Source organism: Flavobacteriales bacterium, from assembly GCA_030584065.1.
In the GTDB taxonomy this organism is placed as follows: Bacteria; Bacteroidota; Bacteroidia; order Flavobacteriales_F; family PHOS-HE28; genus PHOS-HE28.
Genome location: CP129489.1, coordinates 1650571 through 1672471 on the forward strand (window position 1 = coordinate 1650571; position 21901 = coordinate 1672471).

The following is a 21901-nucleotide window of genomic DNA, read 5'->3' on the forward strand; positions in this document are numbered from 1 at the left end:
ATGCCACGCTTCCTCCTCGCCCCCCTTCTCTCCTTCAGCGCGCTGGCTGCCACCGCGCAGGTGGTGCATGAGGTGCGACCTTTGGGGATCCGTCCGGCAGGGGAGGATTACGCGCCGCTATTCATGGACAGCGGCTTCGTGATGTGCTCGGTGCGCGAGAACAGCTCACTCATCGGGTTCGTGGACGCGGAGACCGGAAAGCCGCTGAGCGATCTCTACTGGGTGCCGATGCGCGAAGGCCGAACGGGCACCCCGGTGCTCTTCAGCGCCAACCTCGCCACTCCCGTGAACGAGGGCCCCGCCAGCTTCACCGATGGCGGACGCACCATCTGCTACACCCGCAACCAGGTGCTGCCCAAGAAGCTGACAAACATGCGCCGATCCAGTAGCCAGCTGGGCCTCTTCTTCTCGCACCTGGAGGATGGGGCTTGGACCGCACCCGTGCCATTCGCCCACAATGATCCCGCTCATGCCCATGTGCACCCCTGCTTCTCTCCCGACGGGCGCACCTTGCTCTTCGCCAGCGACCGGCCCGGCGGCTTCGGCGGCATGGACCTGTACCGATCCACACGCACAGCTGATGGATGGAGCGCACCGGAGAACCTGGGGCCGGGCATCAACAGCGCCAGCAATGAGGCTTATCCCAGGCTGCAGGCCGATGGGCGTTTGCATTTCGCCAGCGACCGGCCCGGCGGGCTGGGCGGCCTCGACATCCTCGTCTGCGAACCTCATGGGGACGGCTGGGCGACGCCGAAATGGATGCCGGAGCCCGTCAACAGCGCCGCCCACGACCATGGCTATGCCGAGATGCAGGACCGCTACAACGCGCTCTTCTCCTCCAACCGCTCCGGGACGGATGCCATCCACCAGGCCAAGGTCACCGTGCCGCGCTTCCGTGATTGCACGGAGCAGCAGCAGAACAACTACTGCTACTCCCTGCGGAAGCGCCCGCATGCCGCCACTAGCGCTCTCCCCCTGGATCATTACTGGGACATGGGCGATGGCACACGCATCAAGGGCTATCATGCGCAGCACTGCTACGAACAGCCCGGAACCTATACGGTGCGCTCGGTGCTGATGGACCGCAAGACCAACGCCGTGTTCCACGTGCTGACCGAGAAGGAACTGGTGGTGGCCGACCTGACCCAGGCGTGGATCGCGGCCCCGGATACGGTGCGGACCGGTCGTCGCCTGGAGCTCCATGGGGGCATGAGCAACCTGCCAGGCATGAAGCCCGGCGAGTACCATTGGGACCTCGGGGACGGCACATTGCTCGAAGGCCTGAAAGCACATCATGCGTTCAAGGCGGAAGGCACCTATGAGGTCAAGCTAGATGTGATCGCTTGGCCGGATGGAGAGGGCACGATCACCAACCGCTGCAACACCAAACGCATCGTCGTCATCGACCGCTTCCGCGACCACGAGGACATGGCCGTGGTGGCAACCTACCAGGATGCACTGGGCAAGACCCATAGCTTCGAATACCAGGAGCTGCCCTTCGATGATGCCAGCCTGCAAGGCGTGGACCTTGCCGATGCGGTGTTCTCCGTGCAGCTCTTCACGAGCAAGGCCCGTGTGGACCTCGATGATCCGCGCTTCGCGCAGATCCGGAAGCTCTACCGCGTGGTGGAGCGCTTCGATCCCCTGCAAGGCACCTACACCTATTCCGTGGGAGAGACCAAGAGCGCAGAGGAACTCTACGAGGTCTTCAGGAAGGTGAAGGAACTGCAGTTCCTGGATGCGGAGGTGTTCGCCCTGCGCGTGGAGCAGCTCCTGGACCTGAGCCAGCTGGATTTGAGCCGCCTCGAAGACCTCAACCACAAGAAGCTGCGCACCAGCGCCATCCACTTCGCTTACAAGAGCGCCGACCTGGAGCGCAGTGCGGAGCCTATCCTGGAGCAGATCATCGTCCTGCTCCGACAGCATCCGGAACTGCAGCTGGTGATCGAAGCCCACACCGACGACATCGGCAGCCGCCAGTACAATCTAGGCCTATCGCAGGATCGCGCCGATGCGGTGGTGAGGCACCTGGTGGATCGGGGCGTGGCCGCCGAACGGCTGGTGCCGATCGGACACGGAAAGAACCAGCCCCTTGCCAGCAACAGGACCGAGGAGGGGCGCAGCCAGAACCGCCGTGTGGAGTTCCGCATGGTGGTGAGAGGGGATGCCGCGCCGATGCAGGACCAGCTCTCGGGTGCGACGCCGCGGAAGGCACGGCGCCCCTAGCCGGGGAGCAGCGCGGACCGCCGTTCACCATCGTCCCAAGCTACCTTCGTGCGGCCAGCCCATGGGACCCTCGCGTGCCTTCGCCATCCTTGCCACCCTGCTCATCGGGGCCAGGGCCGATGGCCAGGCGCGCTTCATCGAGAATCGCGGACAATGGGAGGCGGGCATCCTCTACCAGGCGGAAATGGATGGAGCGGTGGCCTGGTGCGAGCGGGACGCCATCGTCTTCGACCTCTTCGATGCCGCGGCCATGGCAGGCACACATGCCCGGGTAGAGGCGCCATTGCCAGCGGCGATCAGACGGCATGCCGTTCGGATGCGCTTCCTCAGCGCCGATGAGGGCACGCGCCCCGAGGCGTCGGATGAGCTGCGGGGATACCACAACTACCTTCTCGGCCGCGACCGCTCAAGGTGGGCCTCCAGAGCCAAGGGCTTCGCGCAGGTCACCTACAGACGGATCGCACCGGGATGCGATGCCGTGCTCAGGGCCGGCCGCGGAGGAGCGAAATACGACCTGGTGGTCGAAGCCGGCGCTGACCCCTCCGGCATACGCATCGCCTTCGAAGGCGCCGACAAGGTGGAGCTGCTCGGCGCATCGCTTGTCGTGCACACTTCACTGGGCAGGCTCACCGAGCGCATCCCGCTGGCCTACCAAGTCATCAACGGTGAGCAGCGGCCCGTGCAATGCCGTTACGTGGTGCAGGATGGCATCGTCGGATTCATGCCCGGCGACTATGACACGCGGCACCCGCTGGTCATCGACCCCACCCTCTCCTTCGCCACATACTCGGGATCATTCAGCAACAACTTCGGATACACCGCCACATTCGACCAGCTCGGATTCCTGTACGCGGGCAGCACGGCCTTCGGCAACCAGTTCCCCGTGACCCTCGGCGCCTACCAGACGCAATGGGCCGGCGGTGCGGGTCAGCAGAACGGCGGCACCGACATCGCTGTCACCAAATACGACACCACCGGCAGCTTCCTCGTCTGGAGCACCTACCTCGGCGGCAACGGCGACGAGATGCCGCACAGTCTCTATGTGGACGGCAACGACCAGCTCGTGCTGCTCGGCACTACCGGCTCCGATGATTTCCCCACCACGGCCGGCTGCTTCGACAACAGCTTCGGCGGAGGCTCAGCGGTGACGCCGGCCGGCCTCGGCATCTCCTATCCGAACGGATCGGACATGGTGGTGGCTCGCTTGGCCAGCGATGGCAGCGCCCTCATCGGCAGCACCTACCTCGGCGGCACGGCGAACGATGGCTTGAACTCGGCCGCCGGCCTCAAGTTCAACTATGCGGATGAGGTGCGCGGCGAAGTGCTCCTGGACCCTCAGGGCCGCGTTTGGGTGGTGAGCTGCACGCAGACGCAGAACATGCCCGTGACGGCTGACGCCGCACAGGCCGCTTACGGCGGCGGAAGCCACGATGGCTTCGTGGCGCGCTTCAATCCGCAGCTCACGCAGCTGCAATATGGCAGCTATCTCGGGGGGACCGCAGCAGATGCGCTCTACAACGGCGACCTGGATACGCAGGGGCGGCTGTATGTGTGCGGGGGCACGTTGAGCACCAACCTGCCCGTGAGCTCCGGCGCGGTGCAGGGCGCGTTCAACGGCGGTCCGGCCGATGCCTTCGCGGCGCGCTTGAGCGTGGGCGGAAACGCGGTGGAGCGGCTCACCTACTGGGGAAGCGCGGGCTACGACCAAGCCTACTTCATCGAGCTGGACGGCAGCGGCAACGCCTTCCTCTTCGGGCAGACCAACGCTCCCAGCGGCCAGCTGATCCAGAACGCGCCGTACAACATACCGGCAGGCGGTCAATTCATCACCAAGCTGAACCCCGAGCTGAGCGCGGTGCTGCTCAGCTCGCGCGTGGGCGCCGGCGATGGCACTCCGGACATCTCGCCCACCGCTTTCCTGGTGGATGTGTGCGACAAGATCTACACGAGCGGCTGGGGCAGCAGCAGCGGAGGCCTGGGCGGCAGCCTCACCACGGCCGGCCTGCCCGTAACGCCGGACGCCATCCAGTCCGCCACGGACGGCCACGATCTCTACCTGGCCGTCTTCGACATCGATATGCAGGCGCTGACCTATGCCACCTACTACGGCGGCAGCCAGAGCCCGGAGCATGTGGATGGCGGCACCAGCCGGTTCGACCGCCGCGGGCGCGTTTACCAGAGCGTGTGCGCAGGTTGCCAGAACAACGATGACTTCCCCACCACCCCGGGCGCCTGGAGCGCCACCAACAACAGCAGCGGGTGCAACAACGGGGTGCTGAAGATCGATTTCGATGCTCCGCTCACCATCGCCGCATTCCTGGCGCCCGACACGGTGTGCGCACCGCTCAGCGTGCCCTTCACCAACCTGAGCAGCGGCGCAACAGGCTACCTCTGGGATTTCGGCGATGGGGAGACCAGCACCGCCGCATCGCCATCGCACACCTACGCGCAGCCCGGCACCTACACGGTCACGCTCACAGCCACCAGCCCGCTCACCTGCAACGGACAGGACATCGCCACGCGCACGGTCACCCTGGCGCCGTCCGGACCGCTGCTGCAGGCCATGAGCGACACGCTCATCTGCGGGCCGGCCAACTCCTTCACGCTCATGGCCACCAGCTTCGGTACGGCGAGCACATGGCATTGGAGCAGCGATCCGCAGTTCACCGACACGCTCAACGCATCCTTCAGCGACAGCACGGCCACGGTGGCGCCCGCCGTCAGCGGCACCTACCACATCCGCGCGAGCAGCGGATCCGCCTGTTCCACGCGTGATAGCGTTCATGTGACCGTGCAGCTGGCCATCATACAGTTGACCGTTGAGCAGGGCATCTGCGTGGGTGACACGGCCCAGATCGCCATCAGTGGGAGTCTGGGAGACGCGACGATCGAGTGGTTGCCTGCCGATGAGATCATCAGCGGTCAAGGCGAGACGACCGCCTTGGTCGCACCCACGTCACAAACCACATACGGGGTCAACCTCACAACCAGCCTTGGTTGCACGTGGAGCGGCACCGTGACCGTGAACGTCTCGCCGCTGTTCGGGAGCGCGGTCAGCGCCAGCGCCGACCAGACGCTCGTGCTGCCCGGCACCACGGTGCAATTGCTGGCCACTCCGGGCACGGGGGTCACCTACTCCTGGCAGCCGGCCGGCGCGGTGAGCGACCCCGGCATCGCGAACCCGACGGCCGTGGTGCAGCAGACCACCACCTTCATCGCCACGGTGAGCGACGGCATCTGCACGCGGTCGATCCCGGTCACGGTGCGCGTGTACGAGCTGCGCTGCGAGGACCCGGACATCTTCGTGCCCAACACCTTCACACCGAACGGCGATGGAGCGAATGACGTGCTCTTCGTGCGGGGCCGGCACATCGCGCGCATGGAGTTCAAGGTCTTCGATCGCTGGGGCGAGAAGGTCTTCGAGACCAATGACCCCGCCATCGGCTGGGACGGCCAATACAAGGGCATGCTGGTGGACCCTGCGGTATTCGTGTACCATCTGCGGGCCTGGTGCATCGATGGACAGGAGTTCTTCACGAAGGGCAATGTGACCGTGGTGCGATGAAGAGCTGCGCATCCCTGCTGCTCGCACTCACCGCAGCCCTCAGCTGCACGGCGCAGGACATCCATTTCTCGCAGTTCTTCAACGTGCCGACGGGCCTCAATCCCGGGTGCATCGGCCAGTTCGAGGGCGACTACCGCGCGCATGGCGTGTTCCGCCAGCAATGGCGGTCGGTCACCGTGCCCTACCGCACCTTCGGCCTGGGCGGCGATGCGCGCGACTTCACGGGCGCGAAAGGCCTTGGCTTCGGAGCCTGGCTGTTCAACGACCGCGCGGGCGATAGCCGCATGAACCAGTTCCACTTCAGCCTGGGCGCGAGCTGGACCGGGATGCTCGATGCCCGCAAGCGCCACAGCCTCACCGTGGGCGCGCAGCTCGGCGTCACCTCGCTCACCATCGACAACAGCGGCCTCACCTTCGATGCCCAGTACAACGGCTTCAGCTACGATCCCAGCCGCGACAATGGCGAGGACTTCCGCCGCTACGGCCTGGCGCACGAGGACGTGCATGCAGGGCTCGTGTACCGCTACGTGAAGTCCTCACGGCAATGGCTGCAGGCCGGCTTCGCGCTGTTCAACCTCACGCGGCCGGGCGTGGGCTTCCTCGGCGAGCCCAGCATCCCGTTGGACCGCCGGAGCGATGTCCATGCGATGGCCTCCTTCACCGTGCACGAGGACATCGATGTGCTGCCCGTGATGCGCTGGATGGCGCAGGGAACCTTCCGCGAGCTCGACCTGGGCGCCAACGCGCGCTACATCCTCCTGGAGCGCTACGGGCTGAAGCGCGCGCTGCTCGCGGGGCTCCACCTGCGGGCGCGTGATGCAGGCTTCGTCTTCGCCGGACTGGAGCGCGATGACTGGACCTTCGGCATGAGCTACGACATCAACTCCAGCGACCTGGTGCCCGCGAGCCGCTACAGGGGCGCGATCGAGTTCACAGCGGTGCGCATCTGGAGGAAGCGCCCGCCGGTGCCGGTGCGCTTCAAGGCATGTCCCGAGCAGCTGTGATGACCGCGCCTATGAGGACCGAAGGCCCCGTTCCAGCCAAGCGCCCGGTGCTGTTCGCGGCGGCGGCCTTCCTCCTGGCCCTCACTGCCGCAACCGCGTCGGCGCAGAGCATCGAGCAATGGACGCAATGGGGCGATGCTGCCATGGCACGCGGCGAGTACTACGGTGCCACCCGGTTCTACGATGGCGCGCTGGCCATCGATGCCGGCCGCATGAGCCTGCAATGGAAACAGGCCGAAGCCTGCAGGCTGAGCCACCAATACGACCGTGCCGCCGCGCTCTACGACCGCGTCCACCGGAAGGACCAGGGACGCACCCATCGCGAAGCGCTCCGCTGGCTGGGCGAGATGCAGCTGTGCATGGGCGACCCCGGAGCCGCCGAGCGCACCTGGAACAGGGTGCTGCAGAAGGAGAAGGATACGTCCTCGGTCCTGGCGCAGCGCGCTGCCAATGCCCTCATCGGCTGCGGAATGGCCCGGACGCTGCGCGCCGACAGCGCGATCCGCTTGGAGCATCTGCCCCAGCCCGTGAACGGCTACGACAGCGAGTACGGCGCGCGCATCGGGCCTGACAGCCTGCTTTGGTTCGCCAGCCTGCGCGGGAAGCTGAACAAGGAGGGCGAGGTGGAGGATACCGCCGCCTATCGGTCGGCACTGCTGCACGTATCCCTGCGCCAGCCGTGGCAACAGGCGACCCAGGCGGCGGATGCCATCAATGCCATCGGCGACAACGCGAATGCGGCATGGAGCCTGGATGGCCGGTGGATCCTCTTCACGCGGTGCGCGCCGCTGTGCCGCATCCACATCGCGCCGGTGGACGAACAGGGGCGCATCGGCGAAGCCACGCTGCTGCCGGGGATCGGCGAGGGGCAGACGAGCACCCAGCCCATGATCGCCTGGTGGGACGAACGTGAGATGCTGCTCTTCGCAAGCGACAGGGAAGGCGGCGCCGGCGGATTCGACCTCTGGATGGCAGAGTTCCACAACGGCACGGCACGCAACCTCTTCCCGCTCGACCGCTTCGTGAATTCGCCGGGCAATGAGCGCTGCCCGTGGTACGATGCCGATTCGCGCACGCTCTGGTTCAGCAGCGACTTTCATCCCGGGCTGGGCGGCTACGACATCTTCCGCAGCCGATGGGGGGCCGATGTCTTCTCCGCCCCCATGCACGCCGGCCTGCCCGTCAACAGCCCCGCCAACGACCTCTATCCCGCGTGGTATCCCGCTCGCAACGAGCTCTGGCTCACCAGCAACCGTGCCGGCTCCTTCGCCAGCAAGGGCGAGACCTGCTGCAATGACCTCTATCGGCTCCGGCTTGAGCGCCTCGACACCGCCGCTGATCTGGCCTCTGCCGATACCGCAACAGCCCCCATCCGGCCCCTGACCGCGCTCGAGCGGCTCGTGGGCTGGCAGCGCGAACCGCCCCTCGTACTCTACTTCCACAATGACGATCCCGAACCGCGCAGCTGGAGCCCCACCACTGCTCAACCCTACAGCGAGGCCTACCTCCGTTACAAGCGCCTGCAGGTCGACTACGAATCGCTCGCCGGCGATTCCGCGGCGGTCCGGCGCTTCTTCACCGATGAGGTGGACCGCGGATTCGAGCGACTGGGTGAGTTGGCACGCAGCCTCGCTCCGGTCCTGGCTGAGGGCACATCCATCACCTTGGAGGTGCGCGGCCATGCCAGCCCGCTCGCGCGCAACGACTACAACCGTTACCTCAGCATGCGCCGCATCCAGAGCCTGCGCAACCACCTGCGCATCGCCGAAGGCGGCGCACTCACCGCCTACCTCGACGGAACCGCACCCAATGGCGCGCGCCTTTCCGTGCAGAACCTGCCCTTCGGCGAGGAGCGCTCGCAGGCCGGTGTGAGCGATGACGTGCGCGACCCGCAGCGCAGCGTGCACAGCGTGGAAGCCATGCGCGAGCGAAGGATCGAGGTGGTGCGCATCGGCCTTACACGCCGCGAGGAGACCACGGAGGCCGTGCGTATCGTGCAGCACGTGGGAGCGATGGCCCAAGGCGCCGAGCGCAAGGTGCCTTTCACCATCTCCAACACCGGCAACCGTCCGCTGCGACTGGTGAAAGCCGAGGCCGATTGCGGCTGCACCACCGCCGACCTGCCCAAGGCCCCGCTCGCACCGGGCGGCTCGGCCGTGGTGGAGGTCACCTTCAATGGCCGGGCGCAACCGGGGCCGCTCACCCGCATCGTGGTGGTGGAGACCGATGGCGAGCACCTGCGCTTCGACCTTGTTCTGCAAGGCGAGGTGGTTCCGTAACATAGCGGCATGGAACTGCTGCTGCTCTCCAACTCCACGCTCCCTGGCGAACCCTTCTTCACCTGGCCCCAGCCCTATGCGGCAGCGTTCCTCAAGAACCGCAGGCGCATCGCCTTCGTACCCTTCGCCGCCCCGGACGCTATGCTCGACGCCTATGCGGACAAGGTGGCGCAGGTCTTCGGCGGATTCGGCTGCGAGCTGCTCAGCCTGCACCGCGAGTCCGATCCGGTAGCCGCTCTGAATGGAGCCGACGCGGTGGCGGTGGGCGGCGGCAACACCTTCCTGCTCCTGCGCGCGCTCTACCGTTCGCACCTGCTCAAGGCCATCGCCGACCGTGTGCGGAACGGCTTGCCCTACATCGGCTGGAGCGCCGGCAGCAACGTGGCCTGCCCCACCATCATGACCACGAACGACATGCCCATCGTGGAGCCGCCGAGCCTGCGTGCCATGCACCTGGTCCAGTTCCAGATCAACCCGCACTACACCGAGGCCACCATTCCAGGGCATGGCGGCGAGAGCCGCGATCAGCGCATCGCCGAGTTCCTGGCGCTCAACCCCCGGATGACCGTGGCCGGCCTGCGCGAAGGGGCCCTGCTGCATGTCCAGGGCGGCACGGTGCGCCTGGAAGGCAGCGGCATGAAGGTGTTCCGGCATGGAGAGCCCCCCCTTGAAGTGGCCGGGGGCACCGAGCTGCGCGCCTCCCTCGGCGGCATCTGAAACGGCCGAAGGGCGGTAACCGCGCGCCCTTACTTTCGGCCCACGGTGAAGGACCTGCTCGATACCCTCGGAATCAATCTGCTGCTCCTGCTCAAGGTGGCGCTCATCGTGGGGGGCGCCTTCGTGGCGGAGCGCATCATCCGCAAGCTGCTGCGCCGCACCTACCTGCGCAGCGAACAGGGGTACGAGGACCGCACGCGCTACCGGTTCCTGCGCAATGCCATCCGCTTCATCGTGGGCACGCTGGCCTTCACCGCGATCGTCTACAGCATCCCATCGTTCAAGCAGCTGGCCATCACCTTGTTCGCCGGCGCCGGCATCCTCGTGGCCATCCTCGGCCTGGCCACCCAGCGCGCCTTCAGCAACATCATCAGCGGCATCTTCATCGTCAGCTTCAAGCCCTTCCGCGTAGGCGATGTGATAAAAGTGGGCGCCATCGACAGCGGCGTGGTGGAGGACATCACCCTGCGGCATACCGTCATCGTCACCTTCGAGAACCGCCGCGTGATCATCCCCAACGCGGTGATCAGCGACGATGTCATCGTGAACAGCAGCATCACGGAGGAGGAGACCTGCGAGTTCGTGGAGGTGCGCGTGAGCTACGAGAGCGACCTGGACCGCGCCATGGCCCTGCTCCAGGAAGAATGCAGCGCGCACCCCGACTGCATCGATAAGCGCACGCCGGAGGAGGTGAAGCGCAACCTGCCCAAGGTGCTCGTGCGCGTGATACGGCTGGACGAGAGCGCCGTCGTGCTCCGCGCCTATGCGTGGGCGAAAGAGCCCGTGGGCGCGCGCATGATGCACTACGACCTCAACCGCAGCATCAAGCTCCGCTTCGATCGGGAGGGCATCACCATCCCCTACCCGCAGCGCACGGTGCATGTGAAGGACCTCATCGCCAGGAACCAGGCATGAAGAAGGTGAAGAGCCGGGCCGGAAAGGCCGGACTGCCGCCAGGCTCCCTGGTGATGGTTTCCGGAACGGAAGCGGCACATCCCACACTGCATCTGTTCACCTTCAGCGCGGACCGCATGGAGGAGCGGCTGCTCGACAGCCTCGCGGATTACGCGGATGCCGATGCCGAGACCACCGTCACCTGGCTCGACATCGATGGGTTGAACAGCGAGGGCTTCCTGGGCACCATCGGGGAGCGGTTCGGCCTGCATCCGTTGCTGTTGGAGGACATCCTGAACACGGACCACCGCCCGAAGGTGGAGGAATACCAGGACACGCTCTTCGTCGTGGCCAAGATGCTGGGGCTCGACAAGGAGACGGGCGGCATCGAGCAGGAGCAGATCTGCTTCGTGCTGCGCAAGGGGCTGGTCATCTCCTTCCAGGAGCGGCCGGGGGATGTGCTCGACCCCATCCGCGAGCGCATCCGCAACGATCTGGGCCGCGTAAGGCGCAGCGGCAGCGACTACCTCTTGTACGCCCTGCTCGACGTCATCGTGGACCAGTACTTCGTCATCGTGGACGACCTGGGCCGCCGCATCGAGCAATTGGAGCGCAAAGTGATGGTGCGCCCGGGCAACGAGGACCTGGTGACCATCCAGGAGCTGCGGGCCGCGCTCATCACAGTGAACCGCTACGTCACCCCAAGCCGCGAGCTGGCCGGGCGCCTCAGCACCATCCAGAGCCCGCTGATCGACAAGGCGACGCGGCGCTACATCAACGACCTGCAGGACCACACGGTCTACATCGCAGAGACCATCGGCGTGTTCCGGGAGCTGCTCACCAGCCTGGAGAACACCTACCACGCCGGGCAGAATGCCCGCATGACCCAGGTGATGAAGCTGCTCACCATCATCAGCACCATCTTCATCCCGCTCACCTTCGTGGTGGGCATCTACGGCATGAACTTCGACCACATGCCCGAGCTGCGCTGGCCTTACGGCTACTTCGGCGTGCTGGCGATCATGGCGGTGATCGCATTGGTGATGCTTGCCTGGTTCAGGAGGAAGCGTTGGCTGTGAGGGCGCAGGCATGCGCCGCCATATCATGGTTTACCATGATTGCGGCACCTTTACCTGCCCGGCATTTTTGCCCCGATGGTGACGCAACGATACTCCTTGGTGCTGGTTGACGACCAGAGCATCTTCCTCGACGGAATCGAGAGCCTGCTGGAGCGCATGCCCGAGATCCAAATCATTGGAAGAGCCCACAACGGCCGCGCTGCCCTTGATCTGGTTGCCGAGCACAGGCCAGACCTCGTGCTCATGGACATCAACATGCCGGGCATGGACGGCATCGAGGCCAGCAAACACATGCGCAAGGCCAGCCCTGACACCCGTGTGATCGTCCTGAGCATGTACGGCCATCGCGAATTCGTGCTGGAACTGCTCGATAGCGGCGTGGGCGGCTATCTCCTGAAGAGCATCGGCAAGGACGAGCTGATGACCGCCATCCGCACCGTGGCCGAAGGGAAGCAATACATCGCGCAAGCCCTGCGGGAACTGGCGTCCAAAGCCGACCGGAATGCCGACAGGGATGGCGAGCTGAAGTATGGCCCGCTCACGAAGCGGGAAATGCAGATCGTGAAGCTCATCCTCCAGGAGCGCACCACGCAGGAAATCGCGGAGACGCTCTTCCTCAGCATTCCCACCGTGGAGACCCACCGCAGGAATATTTTCCATAAACTCGACTGCCGCAACATCGCCGGCCTGGTCAAGTACGCCATGGAACGGGGGTGGGGCGAGCACTAACACCTGAACGACATGCCGGTACTCTCAGCTGAAGTGATCCTGCCAGGCCGCGGAGGCAAGGTCTCCGTGAAGGTCAAACGCACGGCCGACCTGAAACCGGTCGGCTTCGAGGTTGAACCCGTGGGTGACCCGAGCAATGATCCACCGCGGTATATGGTCGCCTTCTACGAGGAAACCGGCGGGGAACTGAGAAATGAAGTGGATGACATCCACGAGACCGAGCTGGAACATGACCCGGCCTCAGAAGCAGGAACATCCTTCTCCGCGATCGTGGTGGTCGGCCATGCCGTTGTCGCCAGGGACCGTAGGCGAGTGAGGAACGGCTTGAGCAGCATGGGCTAGAGGCGCAGGCCATGAGCTTCACGGTGAAGATCGAGCCGCCAGTAGTCGGCAAATCCATCAAGGTCCAGGGAACCTGCCAGGGCAACTACCGCTTCCTACGGGCCGATACGGACACGATAGACAGCTCATTCCTGCTGGTCCATTTCACCTGCTTGTCCGGCGCCGGGATCTCAACACGGACGATCGATACGGGCATCGTCCATCAAGGAGGCGGCAGCCTGCGCAAGTTCAATGCGCTGGTCATCGCGGACAATATGATCAAGGCCAGGGATAGGAAGACCATCCGTGACGGCCGGTCGATCACCGGTTGACCCCCGATAGCCATGGAGCCCCGGGCAGGATCAAGCGCGCTCAAGGCTGGATCCATCCGGCGCTCCGCGAATCCGCTGGGTTGGGCGATCATGGCGGTTGGGCTCACCGCCTTCCCGTTGCAGGCCCTTCCGCAAACCGGCGCTGCCCGCGCGTCGCTCGAGGGCGTATACGCCAGGTCCACGCAGCTCATCGTCCAGGAGCGGATCCATGACCATGAGCAGCTCGTTGATTCCCTGAGCGCCGTGGGGCGGCGGTCCGCAACACTTGCTCAATTGCATGCGCTCATCCAGGCCAGGCACCACCGGCACACCGGCAGGCTGCTCGTGGCGCACCACCTGCTCGATTCCGTCACGAGCAGCCTGGATGCGGCAGCGCCATACCTCTCCTACCTGAAGCACTATCAGCATGCCAAGACGCTGCTCGACCTGGAGGTCTTCGGCAAGGCGAAGCAGGAAGCACTGCAGGCCATCGTCGCGGCGGAGCGATGCGGGATGAGCGACGAGGTGCTGCAGATGAAGCTGCTGGCCTGCGAGATCGACCTGCACGCCGACCGGCTGCCGGAAGCGCAACTCGGTTTCGAGCGCGCGCTGAAGGAGTCCCGAGCGGTTGGGCATGCAGAGGGTGTCTGCCGGGCCCTGGTAGGGCTTGGCAACGTGTACTATTACCAGGAGCAGGATTCCGCGGCGCTCCACTACTACAACCAGGCCTTCAATGAAGCCCGCAAAGGCAGTGATACCGGCCTCCTGGTGAGCGCGCTGCTGAACATCGGCGCGTCACTCTCCTACACGGCCAGTCCCGATTCCGCCATCGCCCTGTACCGGTCCGTGCTGGATACCGCCACGTCCAGGAGCCTTGGGCCGCGGTTCCGGGCCGACCTGCTTGGCAATATGGCCAGCATGCACAGCGACATGGAGCGGCATGCCCAGGCCGCTGCGCTCATCGATTCGGCCCTCGCCATCTATGCGTCGCTGCGCGATACGGCCAGCATGGCCCAATCGCACCTCTACAAGGCAACGGCGCTCTGGCATCTGGGCCAGCGCGAAGCGGGCTTGGCGGAAGCGAAGCTCGCCCATGCCCGCACCCGCTCCGCAGACCTGAAGGCCAAAGCCGCACGGAAGGCTGCCGACTACCTCCGCGACCTCGGACGGATGTCCGAATCGCTCGCCTACCTCGATGAATACGCCACCCTCGCCGACAGCCTCGCGCGTTCGCGATACAGCAAAGGCATCGCCGGCGCGCAGGTCCAGTTCGAGACCGCGGAGAAGGAGCGCCGCATCGCAGAGCAGGAGCAAGCCCTGGCGCTCAGCACGGCCGAGGGCCGCCGCCGCACCGTGCAACGGAACGCCCTCATCGGCGCCACCATCGCCCTGGCCCTCATCGCCCTCCTCCTCTACCGCGTGCTGCGCCATCGCCATCGCCTGGCCCGCCAGCAGAAGGAACTGCATGACCAGCACGTGGACCAGCTGCTCAGCCAGCAGGAAATCAAAAGCATCAACGCCATGCTCGAAGGACAGGAGAAGGAACGTGAGCGCATGGCTGCGGACCTCCACGATCGTCTGGGCAGCATGCTCGGCGGCATCAAGGCCAACATGAGCGCGCTGGAGGACCGCGTGGAAGCCATGCGGCAGGACCAGCAGTACCAGAAGGTGAGCCGCCTGCTGGACCAGACCGTGAGCGAGCTGCGGCAGATCAGCCACGACATGGCCGCCGCAACCCTCAGCCGCTTCGGCTTGGAAAAGGCCTTGAAGGACCTGCGCGACACCCTGCACATCAGCGGGCGGCTGCAAGTGGAGCTCAACACATTCGGGCTGGAGCAGCGCTTGGAGCGCAGCGTGGAGATCGCCGTGTACCGCATCATCCAGGAGCTGGTGAGCAACGTGCTCAAGCACGCCAACGCCACGGAGCTCAGCATCGGCGTTACGCGCGCGCCGGGCCGGTTGAGCGTGGTGGTGAGCGACAACGGCGTGGGCTTCGACGCCGCACAAGCCGGCAACGGCATGGGCCTGGGCAATGTGCGGTCGCGCGCTGCGGCCATCGGCGCCACGGTGCAGATCGACAGCACACCCGGGAAGGGCACCACCGTGAGCGTGGAATGCCCGGTGGTGGAGTGAATGCCCAGAACCGAATCGACATCCGCAATGAACTCACCAGCCAGTGCCATTCGCGAACTGCTCGCAATCCTCGCGTTCCTCATCACGGCGTCGGCCTGCGCCCAATCGGGATGGCCCGCCTACGAGCGTTTCCGTGCGGTCATGGGGCAGAACGAACCTGCCGCCCTGGGCTCCTTGGGGAAGCAGTTGACCGGCTCAGCGGATCCCCGGGAGCGCCATCTGGGATTGCTGGCATGGGCCGCCTCCCTTCACCGTTCCGATGACCTCGTTGCGGGCATCAGCGCGTTCGATAGCGTGCTTGCCACGGTCCCTGCCACGGAATACGGCATACGCGCCACCGCGCGCCAGATGCTCTCCAATGCGTTCACCATGCTCGGCGATCCGGAGAAGGGCCTCATGGTGGCCGAAGAAGGCCTGCGCGACCTGCCCGGGAACGGACATGCCCGGGAAAGGATCGGCTTGCACATCGTTCGAGCGGAGGCCAAGCTGGTGAAGGGCGACGACCTGGCGGAGGTGTTCGACGCATTCGTCGTGGCCGCCCGTTTGGCGGGATCGGCCGGCTTCCACCTGGGCCATGCGCAGGCGGAGAACGGCATGGGCCTCGTTCGGCTGAACCAGGCCGGATACGATGAAGCCTGGTCGCACTTCAGCGAAGCGCTGCGGCATGGCAGGCTAGCGGAATCCGCTCGTTCCATGCAGAACACCGTGGCCAACCTGAGCATCACGGCCACCATGAGCGGCCACTACGACAAGGCGCTGCACCTGTGCGACAGCCTGCTCCAGGCCGGATCATTGAGCCCCGAATTCGAGGCCAACCTGTACACCGAGCGCGGCGTGATCCACAAACGGCAGGGCCTGCTGGATGCGGCCATCCGCGACTTCGAGCGCGCGCGTGCCCTCCTTGACCCGCTTCCATCGACACGCACCAAAGTGAAGCTTCCGCACCACATGGCCAGCCTGTACTGGACCCTTGGCCGGCGCGATGAGGCCTTCAGCAGCCTGCACGCGGCCCTTGCCGAGGCCGAGCGGATGAACTGGAAGGACCTCCAGGCCGAGATCCACCGCGGGCTGCACAACTACCACCACGAGCTCGGCCAGCTAGCTCCGGCACTGAAGCACATCCAGGCCTATGCCATCCTCTCCGACTCCGTGAACGCGGTGCGCTACGACGAGCAGATCGCCCGTTCCGCAGCGCTCTACGACACCGAGAAGAAGGAGCACCGCATCAAGGAGCAGGAGCAGGCCATCGCCCTTGCCGCCGCCGAGGACCGCCGAAAGGCCATGCAGCGCAACGCCCTCATCGGGACCACGGGAGCCCTGCTGCTGGTGGCGCTGCTCCTCTACCGCGCCATGCGCCACAGGCAGCGGCTCGCAGCCAAGCAGAAGGAGCTGCACGACCAGCAGGTTGACCAGCTCCTCAGCCAGCAGGAGATCAAGAGCATCAACGCCATGCTCGAGGGCCAGGAGAAAGAGCGCGAGCGCATGGCCAAGGACCTCCACGACCGCTTGGGCAGCATGCTCGGCGGCATCAAGGCCAACCTGTCGGCCTTGGAGGACCGTGTGGAGTCCATGCGCCAGGACCAGCAGTACCAGAAGGTGACGCGCTTGATGGAGCACGCCGTCGGCGAATTGCGGCAGATCAGCCACGACATGGCCGCCGCCACCCTGAGCCGCTTCGGCTTGGAGAAAGCCTTGAAGGACCTGCGCGATACCCTGCACATCAACGGGCGCCTGCAGGTGGAGCTCAACACCTTCGGGCTGGACCAACGGCTCGAGCGCGGGGTGGAGATCGCCGTGTACCGCATCGTGCAGGAATCGGTGAGCAACGTGCTCAAGCACGCCAAGGCCACGGAGCTCAGCATCGGCGTCACGCGCGCACCCGGTCGGTTGAGCGTGGTGGTGAGCGACAACGGCGTCGGATTCGACACCGCGCACGCCGGCAGCGGAATGGGCCTGGGCAATGTGCGCTCGCGCGCAGCGGCCATCGGCGCCACGGTGCAGATCGACAGCACACCCGGCAAGGGCACCACGGTGAGCGTGGAGTGCCCGGTGGTGGAGTAACAAGAGTTATCTGACAAAAAGTCCGACCCGGGCCAGAATCATGGTTTACCATTATTGCGGCCAGGCCGTGCGGCAACGTGCTTTGAAAGACCCAACCCTGCCATGCACCCGTTCCGCCTTGTCGTCCATAGGGCGAACCGCTCAGTACTCGGCCTTTGCTTGCTGCTCGTGCTCATCGCCGGGCCACTCCGCGTGGGCGTGCATTCGGCCCAGGAGTCCGCCCGCCCGCTTCCCGGCCCGTGGAAAGAGGCCCCTCAGGCGGTGACCCCATTGATCCCCATCGGCGGACCGCTCGATCCGGACCAAGCCGCCCTGGGCAGGTTGAGCGCCGCATCCGAAGCTGCCATCCCTGACGACTGGTACGCGCAGATGACCCGCCAGATCGCTTCCAGCGAGTACCACATCAACTGGCAGGAAGACGCGGGCGCCTATCAAAGCCCCAACCGTAGGCAGGACCTGCGCGTCACCTACCGCACCGATGGTTTCAGCCTGACGCCGCGCGTGGCCGACAGCCTCTGGACCGTCTCGCTCAACGTGGGACGCATCGGCCGTGCAGGCCATTGGATGCTGCCAACGGATAGTGCGGTGATCACCGTCGAGGAGAACCTGCTCGTGGCGGACCACAGCCGCTTCGCCATCGACTACCGCAACAGCGCGGAGGGCATGCGCCAGAACTTCACGGTGCGCGAGAAGCCCGCAGGCGATGGCCTCTTGGAAGTGCGGCTCCGCTACACCGGCACCTTGCACGCAGCGGACAAGGGCGGCAACGCCATCGCCTTCTGCCAACCCGTGGCGGGCACCAGCAGCCACGTGCCTGTGCTCTGGTACAAGGACCTGCACGTGTGGGACGCCCAGGGCGACACGCTCGAAGCCACAGCCAGCTTGGAGGATGACGAGATCGTGCTGGCCGTGCGTGACGACGGCGCGCAATACCCCATCACCGTGGACCCGCTGAGCACTACGGCGGCGTGGACCGCCGAAAGCGACCAAGCCAGTGCATCCTTCGGCACCAGCGTGAGCAGCGCTGGTGATGTGAACGGCGATGGCTACAGTGACATCATCGTTGGCGCAACGCGATTCGACAACGGCCAGAGCAATGAAGGCAGGGCCTTTGTCTTCCACGGCTCGGCCACAGGACCTGCAGCGGCGCCCAACTGGACCTTCGAGAGCGACTTCGCGAACGCTGAACTGGGCATCGCCGTGGCCACTGCCGGCGACGTGAACGGCGATGGCTTCAGCGATGTGGCCATCGGCGCCAACGGGTACACCAATGGCCACACCAATGAAGGTCGGATCTACGTGTTCCGGGGTTCGGCCACCGGCTTACCTGCCACCCCCAACTGGACCTTCGAGAGTGATGTGGCGTTGGCCCGCCTGGGCACTTCGGTGGCCTGCGCCGGTGATGTGAACGGTGACGGATACAGCGATGTGATCGCGGGCGCCTTTGACCTCTCCAATGGCCAGACCAATGAAGGCCGCGCCTATGTGTTCCACGGCAGTGCCGCTAACCTGCCCGCAGCACCGAGTTGGACCTTCGAGAGCAACCAGGCCAGCGCCCGTCTGGGCCGCAGCGTGGCAGGGGCTGGTGATGTGAACGGCGATGGCTTCAGCGATGTCATCATCGGTGTGTACAATTGGGACAATGGCAAAGGCCGTGCCTTGGTGTTCCACGGCGCCGGCGTCGGTTTGCCCGCCGCGCCGAACTGGAGCGAGGAGATCGACCTCCCCAATGCGTGGTTCGGATACAGCGTGGCCACTGCGGGCGATGTGAACGGCGACGGCTACAGCGACGCCATCATCGGCGCGTGGCAGTACTACGGCGGGCTGGTGGGTGAGGGCGCCGCCTTCGTCTACCACGGCAGCCCCACCGGACTGGCCGCCGCACCTGCGTGGTGGCGCGAGGGCGACCAGTTCACCGCCCACTTCGGTGAGGCGGTGGCCTGCGCGGGTGACATCAATGGTGATGGGTTCGCGGATATCCTGGTGGGGGCGCCCGATTTCGACCAGACCCTCAGCGGCACCGGCCGGGCGCAGCTCTGGCTGGGCTCTTCCACCGGCGTGCAGAGCGTGCCCCACTGGACCAGCGATGGCACCCAGGCCGCTGAAGGACTCGGCAGCAGCGCGGCCAGCGCCGGCGATGTGAACGGCGATGGATACAGCGACATCATCGTTGGCGCACCCGGCTACAATGGCGGGCAGGCGGGGGAAGGGAGGGCAGCCCTCTATTTGGGGGCTGCTGAAGGATTGACCGCCAATGCCGCTTGGACGGCCGAGAGTGACCAGGCAGGCGGCCTCTTCGGATGCGTCGCCAGTGCCGGCGATGTGAACGGCGACGGCTACAGCGATGTGATCGTGGGGGCTTCCCAATTCGACAACGGCCAGGACGCTGAGGGCCGCGCTTTCATTCACCACGGCGGCCCGGCGGGCTTGAGCCCCACCCCGGCATGGACGGCGGAGAGCGACCAGGTGGTCGCCTTGTTCGGAATCAGCGTCGCCAGTGCCGGCGATGTGAACGGCGATGGCTACAGCGACGTGATCGTGGGCGCTGACCAGTACGACAATGGGCAACTCTATGAAGGCCGCGCCTTCGTGTACCACGGCAGCCCGGCCGGATTGAGCCCCACACCAGCGTGGACGGCGGAGAGCGACCAGGACGGCGCCCGTTTCGGCTGGAGCGTGGCCAGTGCCGGCGATGTGAACGGCGATGGTTACAGCGACGTGATCGTGGGGGCTGTCTATTACGACAATGGGCAACCCGATGAAGGCCGCGCCTTCGTGTACCACGGCAGCCCGGCCGGATTGAGCCCCACACCAGCGTGGACAGCCGAGAGCGACCAGGCATACGCCTGGTTCGGCAGGAGCGTGGCCAGTGCCGGCGATGTGAACGGGGATGGCTACAGCGACGTGATTGTGGGCGCTGACCAGTACAACAATGGGCAACCCGATGAAGGCCGCGCCTTCGTGTACCACGGCAGCCCGGCCGGATTGAGCCCCACACCAGCGTGGACGGCGGAGAGCGACCAAGCAAGCGCCTTTTTCGGCTGGAGCGTGGCCAGTGCCGGCGATGTGAACGGCGATGGCTACAGCGACGTGATCGTGGGGGCTGGCTATTACGACAATGGGCAACTCTATGAAGGCCGCGCCTTCGTGTACCACGGCAGCCCGGCCGGATTGAGCCCCACACCAGCGTGGACGGCGGAGAGCGACCAGGTCGACGCCCGTTTCGGCTACAGCGTAGCCAGCGCAGGCGATGTGAACGGGGATGGGTACAGCGACGTGATCGTGGGAGCTCTACTGTTCGACAATGGGCAACTCTATGAAGGCCGCGCCTTCGTGTACCACGGCAGCCCGGCCGGATTGAGCCCCACACCAGCGTGGACGGCGGAGAGCGACCAGGTCGACGCCCGTTTCGGCGCAAGCGTGGCCAGTGCCGGCGATGTGAACGGGGATGGGTACAGCGACGTGATCGTGGGAGCTCTACTGTTCGACAATGGGCAGACCAATGAAGGCCGCGCCTTCGTCTATCACGGCAACAATGGCACGGGCCGCCGCCACAACCTTCGCCTGTACAACACCAACCTCACGGCACCCATCAGCGCCAGCAACATACCGGTCACCCAGTTCGGGGCGGGGCTGTACGCCAAACCCTTCCTGGGGCGTGGCCGCGTGCGCATGGTGTGGGAAACACGCATCCAAGGGCAGGCCTTCAGCAGCGCGGGCGGGCGCATCACCAATAGCACCGCCTTCACCGCGCAACAAGCGGCCGACTCACTCACCTTCACATCAGGCGTCGAGCTCAAGGACCTGGTGGACAAGCTCACCAGCACCCACCCCATCACCGCCACCAAGGTGCGTGCGCGCCTGCGCTACAACATGGTCACCGCGCTCACCGGCCAGGTCTTCGGCCCCTGGCGCTACATGCCGGGCTACTTGGATGGCCACGGCACGCACAACAACATCCCGCTGCCCGTGGAGATGCTGTGGATGGAGGCCGCCTGCGAGGCCAGCACCCCCACCCTCTCCTGGGCCACCGCCACCGAGCGCAACAGCAGCCACTTCATCATCGAGCGCAGCACGGATGGCCTTGCCTGGAGCGAGGCCGGGCGCTTGCCCGCCGCAGGCCACAGCCAGCAGGTGATCGAATACACCTGGCGCGATGCGGCCCCGAGCTCCTTCGCCACCGTGTACTACCGCTTGCGGCAGGTGGATCTGGATGGGCAGGAGGAGGTGCTAGCGGTGCTACCGATGGAAGCTTGCGGGGGTACCGACTTGGAGCTGGTGGTGCTCCCCAACCCCACCGATGGCCCGGTGGAGCTGCGATGGCCCCCGCAGGACGAAGCGGCAGGCATCAGCGAGCTCCGCGTGCTGGATGCGCATGGGCGGGTGCTGCGCAGCGAGCGCGTGAACGCCCAAGCCTTGTGGACCACGATGGACCTATCCGGGTTGGCCGCTGGGGTGTATTCAATCATCGGCATCAGTCCTGTGGGCGCACAGGTGAGCAGCGTGCGCGTGGTGCGTCGATGAGGCAGCGCCCGGCCATGCGCGAATTCATGGTTTCCCAGTATTGCAGGCTGCGCCTCTG

13 protein-coding genes are annotated in these 21901 nt (G+C 65.6%); all 13 read left to right on the forward strand.

What is annotated here, in order from left to right; all coding sequences use genetic code 11:
* The 13 genes from QY325_07275 (at nt 1) to QY325_07335 (ending at nt 21843) form a co-directional block, all read left to right on the forward strand.
* Entirely contained in the window at nt 1-2226 is a 2226-nt protein-coding gene (locus tag QY325_07275; GenBank protein WKZ67723.1) for a PKD domain-containing protein, read from the forward strand.
* Between the two features lie 61 nt (nt 2227-2287).
* A complete protein-coding gene (locus QY325_07280) occupies nt 2288-5791 on the forward strand; it encodes a gliding motility-associated C-terminal domain-containing protein (protein WKZ67724.1) in 3504 nt (1167 codons plus the stop codon).
* Complete coding sequence (locus QY325_07285; protein WKZ67725.1) at nt 5788-6795, forward strand: PorP/SprF family type IX secretion system membrane protein; 1008 nt, start codon at nt 5788-5790, stop codon at nt 6793-6795. The genes QY325_07280 and QY325_07285 overlap by 4 nt, the downstream gene beginning before the upstream one ends.
* Nucleotides 6796-6806: 11 nt before the next feature.
* On the forward strand, nt 6807-9074 hold the full coding sequence (locus QY325_07290; protein WKZ67726.1) for a DUF1573 domain-containing protein: 2268 nt from the start codon (nt 6807-6809) through the stop codon (nt 9072-9074).
* A gap of 9 nt (nt 9075-9083) precedes the next feature.
* On the forward strand, nt 9084-9791 hold the full coding sequence (gene pepE, locus QY325_07295) for a dipeptidase PepE (protein ID WKZ67727.1): 708 nt from the start codon (nt 9084-9086) through the stop codon (nt 9789-9791).
* 45 nt (nt 9792-9836) lie between these two features.
* Nucleotides 9837-10706 carry a mechanosensitive ion channel family protein gene (locus QY325_07300; protein WKZ67728.1) on the forward strand — a complete coding sequence of 290 codons (870 nt, stop codon included), beginning with the start codon at nt 9837-9839 and terminating at the stop codon, nt 10704-10706.
* Entirely contained in the window at nt 10703-11764 is a 1062-nt protein-coding gene (gene corA / locus QY325_07305; protein ID WKZ67729.1) for a magnesium/cobalt transporter CorA, read from the forward strand. The genes QY325_07300 and corA overlap by 4 nt, the downstream gene beginning before the upstream one ends.
* 75 nt (nt 11765-11839) lie before the next feature.
* Nucleotides 11840-12493, forward strand: a complete 654-nt coding sequence (locus QY325_07310) for a response regulator transcription factor (GenBank protein ID WKZ67730.1) — start codon at nt 11840-11842, stop codon at nt 12491-12493.
* A 12-nt stretch (nt 12494-12505) separates the two neighbouring features.
* On the forward strand, nt 12506-12835 hold the full coding sequence (locus QY325_07315; GenBank protein ID WKZ67731.1) for a hypothetical protein: 330 nt from the start codon (nt 12506-12508) through the stop codon (nt 12833-12835).
* An 11-nt stretch (nt 12836-12846) separates the two neighbouring features.
* A complete protein-coding gene (locus tag QY325_07320; protein WKZ67732.1) occupies nt 12847-13146 on the forward strand; it encodes a hypothetical protein in 300 nt (99 codons plus the stop codon).
* Nucleotides 13147-13236: 90 nt separating this feature from the next.
* The gene (locus tag QY325_07325) at nt 13237-15258 is read left to right on the forward strand and encodes an ATP-binding protein (GenBank protein WKZ67733.1); all 2022 of its coding nucleotides are present in this window, start codon (nt 13237-13239) and stop codon (nt 15256-15258) included.
* A gap of 27 nt (nt 15259-15285) precedes the next feature.
* Nucleotides 15286-17319 (forward strand): ATP-binding protein, encoded by a 2034-nt coding sequence (locus QY325_07330; GenBank protein ID WKZ67734.1) that lies wholly within the window; start codon nt 15286-15288, stop codon nt 17317-17319.
* 168 nt (nt 17320-17487) lie between these two features.
* A complete protein-coding gene (locus QY325_07335) occupies nt 17488-21843 on the forward strand; it encodes an FG-GAP-like repeat-containing protein (protein WKZ67962.1) in 4356 nt (1451 codons plus the stop codon).
* Nucleotides 21844-21901: the final 58 nt, after the last annotated feature.